This is a genomic window from Streptomyces sp. UH6 (genome assembly GCF_013421635.1).
Lineage (GTDB): Bacteria > Actinomycetota > Actinomycetes > Streptomycetales > Streptomycetaceae > Streptomyces > Streptomyces abyssomicinicus.
On record NZ_JACADT010000472.1, the window covers coordinates 1 to 4,294 of the forward strand.

The following is a 4,294-nucleotide window of genomic DNA, read 5'->3' on the forward strand; positions in this document are numbered from 1 at the left end:
GTCTCCAGCGCCGTCGCCAGCTCCGGGTGGGCCTCGCGGAACTTCTCCCCGACGCGCTGCCGGAACTGCGCCTCGGACTCCAGCGCGGCGGCCATCGCGTTGCCCGCGAACTTGGCGCGCCGGCTGGGCGTGAAGCGGGCGTACTGGCGAAGCTGGCCGGGCAGTTCGGAGACGGTCAGCGAGCCGAACGCCTCCGCGGCGATCTGGACGACCCGGCGGCGCACACCGTCGGGCAGGGGACGGTCGAGCGCCTCAGCGGCGCCGTCGTCCGGCTTTCCGCCTCCGTCACCGGCCATCCGTCATCCCTCGTCCGTCGTCCGTCTTCCGAAACCCGCGGGGGGCTGGGCCGCCGCGTCAGGAGCCGGCGCCGGGCCGGTCCACCAGTTCCACCTTGTCCACCGCGTTGCACCAGCGGCAGCGGACCGACTCGATGGTCTCACTGACCACCTCGCGTTCCTCCACCGTGGGCTCGCCCGCCAGGTCGAGATGGACGTACTCGACGACCTTGGAGGAGCGGGTGACGTCGAAGCGGGTGAGGTTGCCGCAGAGCGTGCACCGCCAGCGGGTCGTCTCGGTGGGGAGGGGAACCGTCATCGCGGACTTCGCCCTTTCTGTTGCTGATTCCATCGGCTGGTGCCTGTGCGTGGTAACCCTACGGCCATTCGCCCGCCGGTCGCTCGCCTGTCCACGGCGGCGAGGCGGCACCCCCGACCCGTGTCCGGTGCGTCACACTTCGTGCATGATCCGCGACTGGAGCACGGCGTTCGCCGCGGCGGTCCGGAGCCGGCCGGCGCCCGTGACCCATGGCCTGACGGCGCTGTGCGTGGTGCTCTTCGTACTCGGTCCCGCCTCCGGCCTCAACCCCGTGTACGGCACGGGCGAGGAACTCCTGGCGGCGCAGCGCGCCTGCTTCCGGCGCTGGGGGGTGGTGCCGGCGGAGCTGCTGTCCGGCGCCCCGGACTCGCTGCTCACCCCGCTGACCGCGCTGTTCGTGCACGGCGGGTGGCTGCACCTGCTGGGCAACATGCTCTTCCTCCAGGTCTTCGGAGTGATGACCGAACGGCGGATGGGCAGCGGGCGGTTCGCGGTGTTCTACCTGGGCTGCGGAAGCCTGGCGCTGCTCGGGTACGCGCTCGCCAACGCCTCCTCCGAGCAGTCCCTGGTGGGGGCGTCCGGCGCGGTGTCGGCGGTGCTCGGGGCGTTCCTCCACCTCTTCCCGCGGGCGCGGGTCACCAGTCTGCTGCCGTTCCTCCTCTTCCTTCCGGTGCGGCTGCCCGCCTGGGTAGTGCTGCCGTTCTGGGCGGCCCTCCAGTGGCTCGGCGCGGAGCGCGCCGGGGACGGGCCGGGCGTGGCCTACCTGGCCCACCTGGTGGGCTTCGGGCTCGGGTTCGCCACCGCGCGGATGGGGTTCCGGCGGGCGACTACAGTGAATCCACCAGCGACGGCCACCCAGGGAGAGAACCAGCCGTGATCACCGCGATCGTGCTCATCAAGACCAGCGTGGACCGGATCCCCGAGATCGCCCAGGAGATCGCCGCCCTGGACTCCGTCAGCGAGGTCTTCTCGGTGACCGGCACCTACGACCTGATCGCCATGGTGCGGGTGCGCGAGCACGACGACCTGGCGGAGGTCATCCCGGGCAGCATCAGCAAGATCCCTGGCGTGCTGGGCACCGACACGCACGTCGCGTTCCGCACCTACTCGCAGCACGACCTGGAGGCCGCGTTCGCGATCGGCCTCGACTCCTGACCCACGGCGACTCCCGACCCACGGCGCACCGGCGGCCGGCGCCGGGCGTGACCGGCCGGCCGGTCGATGAAGGAATCCTCATCCCCGGTTCATCCGGGCGCGCGGGTGCGGCGGACATGCTCGCCCCATGCAGCTTTCGCACCGCATCGCCGCCCTGGCCGCGGTCGTCGCCGTGCCCCTGGGCATCGCGGCGACCAGCTACGCCCTGTCCGACCGGCCCGACGCACCGCGCGAGGCGCCCGCCAGGGTGGAACTGGTGGGGACCCCGTCCCCCGACCCGACGCCCTCCGACGTCCTCGTCCCCGGCCCCGAGGTGAGCGACCGCCCGCCGGGCGGTGACGCCTCCGACGACGACCATGACGACGACGGCGCGGACGACGCCGACGACACGAGCGGGGACGACACCTCCGATGACGACGCCGCCGCGGACGACGCCGGGGACGACGGCGACGACGGCCCGGGCGACGACGACGCCGACGACTGACCGGCTGCCCCGCCGCCTCACCGCCCGCGTCCGGATCCTGCTGTGGCTGCTGCTGGTGATGTCGGTCGCGCTGGGCGCGGTCGCCGCCACCACCCGTTCGATCCTGCTGCGCGACGTCGACCACCGCGTGGACCGGCTGCTCGCGCAGGAGACCGGCGAGTTCGCCAACTTCCAGCGCCGCGGCAAGGACCCGGACACCGGCCGCCCCTTCGCCGAGCCGGCCCGGCTGCTCCGCGTCTTCCTCGAGCGTCAGTACGCCGACCCCGACGAGGAGCTCATCGGGCTGGTCGGCGCGCCCGGCACCGATCCGGCGCAGATCGTCCAGAACCGGCAACTGCGGGTGGACGGACCGCTGTTCCGGGACGCGGCGGCGCTGCGGCGGATCTTCGACGCGCCGCACGCCGCCGGCTCCGACGACGGGGTGCGCTGGGCGAAGGTCACCGTGGCCCGCAGGGACGGCGGGCCGGAGGCCGCGTTCGTGGTCGCCTTCCACCCGGAACGCGAACGGGAACGCGCCGACGACGTCTTCCGGGTGCTGCTGGTCATCTCCGCCGTGGCCCTGCTGATGACCACCGGCATCGGCTGGGTGGTCGCCGGCCGCATACTGCTGCCGGTCCGCCTGGTGCGCACCGCCGCCGCCGAACTCACCGAGCAGGACCTGACCCGCCGGATACCCGTGCACGGGCGGGACGACGTGGCGGCGCTCGCCGAGACCTTCAACGCCATGCTGGACCGCCTGGAGCGGGCCTTCGCCGCGCAGCGCACCTTCGTCGACGACGCCGGGCACGAACTGCGCACCCCGATCACCATCGTGCGCGGCCACCTGGAGCTGATGGGGGACGACCCGGCCGAACGGGAGGAGACGGTCCGGCTGGTCACCGACGAGCTGGACCGGATGAGCCGGATCGTGGAGGACCTGCTGCTGCTCGCCAAGGCGGAACGGCCCGACTTCATCCGTCCCGAGGAGGTGCAGCTCGCCGAGCTGACCGCCGACGTCTTCGTGAAGACCCGCGCGCTGGGCGACCGCCGCTGGGAGCTGGCCGAGGTGGCGGACCGGCGGGCGCGGCTGGACGGGCAGCGGATCACCCAGGCCATGGTGCAGCTCGCCCAGAACGCGGTGCAGCACACGGTGCCGGGGGCTTCGATACGCATCGGCTCGCGGACCGCCGGGGGGCGGGTCGAGCTCTGGGTGGCGGACTCCGGCCCGGGCGTGCGCCCGGAGGACGCCGAGGTCATCTTCGAGCGGTTCCGGCGCGGCGCCGCCCGCAGGGGTTCCCTCGGCTCGGGCGCGGGGCTCGGCCTGTCCATCGTGAAGGCGATAGCCGAGGGCCATCACGGACACGTACGGCTGGAGGACACCGAGGGCGGCGGCGCCACCTTCGTCCTGGTCGTGGAGGAGGAACGCACGTCGTGGAACGCATCCTGATCGTGGAGGACGAGGAGCGGATCGCCTCCTTCGTCGAGAAGGGGCTGCGCGCCCAGGGGTATCTCACCACCGTCGCCGGCGACGGGGACACCGGGTACGACCACGCCGCCTCCGGCGGCTTCGACCTCGTGATCCTCGACATCGGCCTGCCCGGCCAGGACGGCTTCACGGTGCTGCGCCGGCTGCGCGAGGACCGGGTGACGGTGCCGGTGATCGTGCTGACCGCCCGGGACTCGGTGCGCGACACGGTGGCCGGGCTCGAGGGCGGGGCGGACGACTGGATGACCAAGCCGTTCCGCTTCGAGGAGCTGCTGGCCCGGGTGCGGCTGCGGGTGCGCACCGCGGCCCGCGCGCCGGAGGTCACGGTGCTGCGCTCGGGCACGCTCTCCCTGGACCTGCGCACCCGCCGCGCCCGCGCCGAGGACCGGACGGTCGACCTGACGGCGCGGGAGTTCGTGCTGCTGGAGCTGTTCCTGCGGCACCCCGGGCAGGTGCTCTCCCGCGAGCAGATCCTGTCGCAGGTCTGGGGCTACGACTTCGACCCGGGCTCCAACATCGTCGACGTCTACGTCCGCGCGCTGCGCAGGAAGCTGGGCGCCGCCCGCCTGGAGACCGTGCGCGGGATGGGCTACCGC

General features: G+C 73.3%; 6 protein-coding genes and 1 pseudogene. 5 read left to right on the forward strand and 2 right to left on the reverse strand.

Annotation, left to right across the window (positions count from 1 at the left end):
* Together HW445_RS20185 and HW445_RS20190 are read right to left on the reverse strand one after the other, a co-directional pair.
* Positions 1–296, reverse strand: a pseudogene (locus HW445_RS20185) (RNA-binding protein); the annotation flags it as partial.
* Positions 297–354: 58 nt separating this feature from the next.
* Positions 355–594, reverse strand: a complete 240-nt coding sequence (locus HW445_RS20190; protein WP_151772881.1) for a hypothetical protein — start codon at positions 592–594, stop codon at positions 355–357.
* Positions 595–739: 145 nt separating this feature from the next.
* Here HW445_RS20190 and HW445_RS20195 point away from each other — a divergent pair, with 145 nt between their 5' ends.
* From HW445_RS20195 to HW445_RS20215, 5 genes are all read left to right on the forward strand, one after another.
* Positions 740–1,471: a rhomboid family intramembrane serine protease gene (locus tag HW445_RS20195; RefSeq protein WP_180222393.1), complete on the forward strand. Its 732-nt coding sequence runs from the start codon at positions 740–742 to the stop codon at positions 1,469–1,471.
* Entirely contained in the window at positions 1,468–1,749 is a 282-nt protein-coding gene (locus HW445_RS20200; protein ID WP_151772883.1) for an Lrp/AsnC family transcriptional regulator, read from the forward strand. Before HW445_RS20195 ends, HW445_RS20200 begins: the two co-directional genes overlap by 4 nt.
* Positions 1,750–1,876: 127 nt before the next feature.
* Positions 1,877–2,233, forward strand: a complete 357-nt coding sequence (locus tag HW445_RS20205; protein ID WP_180222394.1) for a small secreted hydrophilic protein — start codon at positions 1,877–1,879, stop codon at positions 2,231–2,233.
* Entirely contained in the window at positions 2,160–3,659 is a 1,500-nt protein-coding gene (locus tag HW445_RS20210; RefSeq protein WP_180222395.1) for an ATP-binding protein, read from the forward strand. Before HW445_RS20205 ends, HW445_RS20210 begins: the two co-directional genes overlap by 74 nt.
* Positions 3,644–4,294, forward strand: a 651-nt coding sequence (locus tag HW445_RS20215; RefSeq protein ID WP_180222396.1) for a response regulator transcription factor, incomplete at its 3' end; no start/stop codon positions are given. The genes HW445_RS20210 and HW445_RS20215, both read left to right, overlap by 16 nt.

Coding starts and splice junctions, on each gene's coding strand:
- HW445_RS20210 (WP_180222395.1), top strand. CDS start 2,160: ATGACGACGCCGCCGCGGACGACGCCGGGGACGACGGCGACGACGGCC.
- HW445_RS20205 (WP_180222394.1), top strand. CDS start 1,877: ATGCAGCTTTCGCACCGCATCGCCGCCCTGGCCGCGGTCGTCGCCGTG.
- HW445_RS20195 (WP_180222393.1), top strand. CDS start 740: ATGATCCGCGACTGGAGCACGGCGTTCGCCGCGGCGGTCCGGAGCCGG.
- HW445_RS20190 (WP_151772881.1), bottom strand. CDS start 594: ATGACGGTTCCCCTCCCCACCGAGACGACCCGCTGGCGGTGCACGCTC.